This is a genomic window from Schlesneria sp. (genome assembly GCF_036405755.1).
In the GTDB taxonomy this organism is placed as follows: domain Bacteria; phylum Planctomycetota; class Planctomycetia; order Planctomycetales; family Planctomycetaceae; genus Schlesneria; species Schlesneria sphaerica.
Genome location: NZ_DASWWZ010000729.1, coordinates 1 through 4,060 on the forward strand (window position 1 = coordinate 1; position 4,060 = coordinate 4,060).

A 4,060-nucleotide genomic window follows, 5' to 3' on the forward strand; every position below is an offset into this window, starting at 1 on the left:
TCATTTTGAATATCGTCAGTCCCAGGCCAGCGTTGACTGCCAGACTGATTTCAACCTGGCGATATCCTGACTCAAGACAACTTCACTTTGCGATGAGGTCACCACAAGGCGTTCTTCGGTGGTCACACGGCCAATTCGAGCGCAAGGCGAATCCTTCATCACCTTTTCAAATTTGTCAACGTTGCCTGGTTCTACTTCAATCAGGAATCGAGTCGTGCTTTCCGAAAATAGCAACACGATCGGATCCGTGATCCCGGCTTCGCTCGCCACTGGAGTGAGGTCCAGATTGGCCCCCAGACCGCCTGCGAACGCCATTTCGGCCGCCGCCACGGCCAGACCGCCTTCGCTGAGATCGTGGCAACTCCTGATTAGCCCCTGCTGAATTGCGCTATGGACAGCAGCGAAAATCAGAGGCGATTGTGCAAGATTAACCTGTGGCAGACTTCCCCCCGAGAGGTGATTTACCAAGGCATAGTGGCTCCCGCCGAGTTCGTCTCTCGTTGCCCCCACCAGATAGATGGCGTTACCAGCTTCTTTCAAGTCCATCGTGACACACTTACGTACGTCAGGAACTTGGCCAATCGCACTAATGAGAAGGGAGGAAGGAATCACTACCGTCCGTCGCTCACCCGTCGCCGAGTCGACGAACGAGAACTCATTATTGAGACTGTCTTTTCCGCTGATGAACGGAGTTCCGAGTGCGATCGCCGTATCCTTGCAACCGAGAGCCGCTCGAACAAGTGATCCCAGTGTTTCTGGACGCTCGGTGTTGCCCCAGCAGAAGTTGTCCAAAATCGCGATGCGATCGGGATCTGCTCCCACGCTGACGCAATTTCGGATCGCTTCATCAATCGCCGCAGCCGCCATCCAGTAGGGGTCAAAATCGCCGAAATGAGGGTTCATTCCATTGGAGACAACCACACCCCGATAAGAGTTGAGATCCGGCCTGACGACTGCTGCATCGGAGGGACCATCACATGCAACCCCAACGAGAGGCTTAACCACAGAGCCCGATTGAACTTCGTGATCGTACTGACGAATGATCCATTCTTTGCTGCAGACATTAAGCGACCCGAGAATCTTCTCGAGCGTCATCTCAGCACATTCCCGGATAGATTTCTGAGCCTTGGCAGTCTTCGTGAGGGGCGTCTCGGGAGGAGGCAGGTAGACTGCCTGCCGAGTCACAGGAGGGCGGCCGTCATGGAGAAAACTCATCGCGACATCGCCGACGGTCTCACCATGGTAGGTCAGCTTAAGTCGACCTTCGTTGCCGAATTGTCCGATCCCCGAGGCTTCGACCCCCTCAGCCGCGCAGAGAGCCTGGAATTCCTCCCATTTGTCAGCCGGAACAGCCAGCACCATTCGTTCCTGCGCTTCGCTGATCCAGATTTCTGTATAGGAGAGGCCGGTGTATTTGAGCGGACATTTCTCCAGCCAGACGACCGCCCCAATTTCTTCGCCCATTTCGCCGACAGCAGAGCTAAAACCGCCTGCCCCGCAGTCTGTAATCGCGTGGTAGAGCCCACGATCTCGAGCCTGAAGAACGACGTCAGCAACCATTTTTTCGACAACGGCGTTGCCGATTTGAACCGCACCACCCGAGATTGTTTCGCTCTCCTGCGTCAGTTCAGCAGAGGAGAACGTGGCTCCATGAATCCCGTCACGGCCTGTACGTCCACCGATGGCAACGATGAGATCGCCGGGAAGGACAGACTTCTCCACGCGGTCCACTGGGATCATTGCGGCCGTTCCGCAATAGACCAGCGGGTTACCCAGGTAACGCTCATCGAAGAAGACCGCACCGTTGACGGTCGGAATCCCCATTCGATTACCGTAGTCTCGAACGCCGGAAACAACACCCTTCATGACCAGCTTAGGGTGCAGTACGCCAGGGGGAAGACTTTCGACCGGCGTATCAGGAGGAGCGAAACAGAAGACGTCCGTATTCAGAATCGGCTTCGCCCCCAATCCGGTTCCCAAGGGGTCTCGAATGACGCCACCAATTCCCGTGTTAGCGCCGCCGTAGGGCTCAATCGCGGAGGGATGGTTGTGCGTTTCCACCTTGAAGCAGACATGCTGATGTTCGTCGAACTTCACAACGCCAGCGTTGTCTTTGAAAACGCTGACGCACCAGTCATCAGCACCCAGCCGGTTGCGGATCTCTACCGTCGCGCCGAAGATTGTCTCCTTCAGCATGTTCTCGAACGTTCGCTCGCCATTCTCATCGCTGTAGTGAATGCGCCCCTTCAGCGTCTTATGCGAGCAGTGTTCGCTCCAGGTCTGAGCAACAGTTTCGAGTTCGATATCGGTCGGATCTCGATCTTGCTCAACCCAGTGACGCTGGATCGTCTGCATTTCTGCGAGGCTCAGGTATAGCTGCCCCTGCTTGCTCAGAACCATCAACGCTTTATCGTCCATCGTCCGGATGGGAACAGTTTCCAGCCGAAAGCGGTACTCAGAACCCGCTCCAATTCTTTCCATATGGAGAGGGCCGGAAATCACTCGCTCGACGGCGTCATTGGCGAGGACTCGCTTCGACAATCGTTCCAGCTCAGCCGCGGAAATGCCGGCATCGAACCAGTACTTTCGGACCGTCGCAACCGCATCCACTGAAAAACCGAGGTCAACCAGGGCTTTCTGGGTACTGGTAGCGACGTTGTCGGTGACCCCTGGCTTGTAAAGTACATTCAGCACATGCCTTCCCGATTCGTTGGAGGCTGTCGAGGCAGAGGTATCCTTGCCAGGAGAAACTTGCCGAACCAGGAAGGTCTCGACTACGGGGTCAACGAGCAATTGATTCGCAGCACGCTGCACGTCAGACTCGGTCAGACTCCCTCCCTGCAGCAAAAAGCCTCGTGCGCTACGGACATTCTGAATGGAAGTCGCGCCCAGGTCTCGCGCTTCTTGTGTGATTCGTTGTCCTTCCCGATCGATTTCATTTGCGGACGGACGAATTTCGACTTCCCAGAGCATTCGAGTTCAATTCCCATCATTGAAGGACTTTCTCAACCAGATCAAATCTGGTGAGAAAAATTAGATTGAGCAGGTCAAACGTGATTGTCGCGATTTGCCACCAGACTTGCGAGGGGATCAGGTTGTGGAATTCTTTGTCCCATCCAAACTCTTACGCGATTCCTGACCCACTGCGAGCTGATGCCTGACTTCTGACACGTCATTCCGCGCGAGTGCTTCTCGCACTTGTGACAATCGGTGGATCACGTCATCAATCCCCCGCATCACGTATTGAGAATTATTCAGCAAGATACCCGCCCACAGATCAGGGTCACCCGCGGCAATTCGAGTTGTGTCGCGAAATCCGCTTCCTGTCAGGTGCCGGTTTTCGGGAGAAAGTGTCATGGCCAATGCAGATGCGACGACGTGTGGCAGATGACTCGTCATGGCGAGTGCCTCATCATGGGCCTCGGGAGACATCTGGAGTGTTTTCATCCCAATCGCCTGCCAGAATTGCTCAAGACGGCGAACGGAATCCGCAGTTGATCCCGGCAGGGGAGTCAAGATGCAGAGCCGGTCTTCGAACAAATTCGGATTTGCCGCTTCGAAGCCCTGACGATGTGATCCTGCGATGGGATGTGATCCAATAAACTGAGGGATCGCCGTCAGTTGGCTGCAGATCGACCCCTTGACGCTTCCCACATCCGTCATGAGAGGCAATTTTGGTGAATTACAGGAACCGGGATCGGCAACGGTTTGGCAGAGGTCGGCAACTGCGGCCTGCACATCGGCAGCCAAATTCTCAACAGGCGTGCAGAAGACGACCAAGTCCGAGCAGGAGATAACCTGCCTGATATCGGTTACGGCCTCGTCAATCAGGCCCGCTTCGCGAGCCGATTCAATTCGACGCGGATCTCGGCCGACACCAATCACGCGTTCGGCAACATTTCTGCTCTTCAATGCAGCGGCGAGAGAGCCGCCAATCATCCCGACACCGACAATGACGACGGTTTTCACTAACGGCGACGAGAACGGAGATTCAGTCATTGCACTCGAGTTTTTACTGTCTGGTTCTGTAGATGGAGATTCGGGGGGGGGGAATAACCGA

2 protein-coding genes are annotated in these 4,060 nt (G+C 55.2%); both read right to left on the minus strand.

Annotation, left to right across the window (positions count from 1 at the left end):
• Positions 1–15 precede the first annotated feature (15 nt).
• Positions 16–2,973, minus strand: coding sequence for a phosphoribosylformylglycinamidine synthase subunit PurL (gene purL, locus VGE80_RS24010; protein ID WP_440594409.1), 2,958 nt, complete (start codon positions 2,971–2,973; stop codon positions 16–18).
• A 117-nt stretch (positions 2,974–3,090) separates the two neighbouring features.
• Positions 3,091–4,060 (minus strand): prephenate dehydrogenase (locus VGE80_RS24015; protein ID WP_440594410.1); only part of this gene is annotated, 970 nt, incomplete at its 5' end.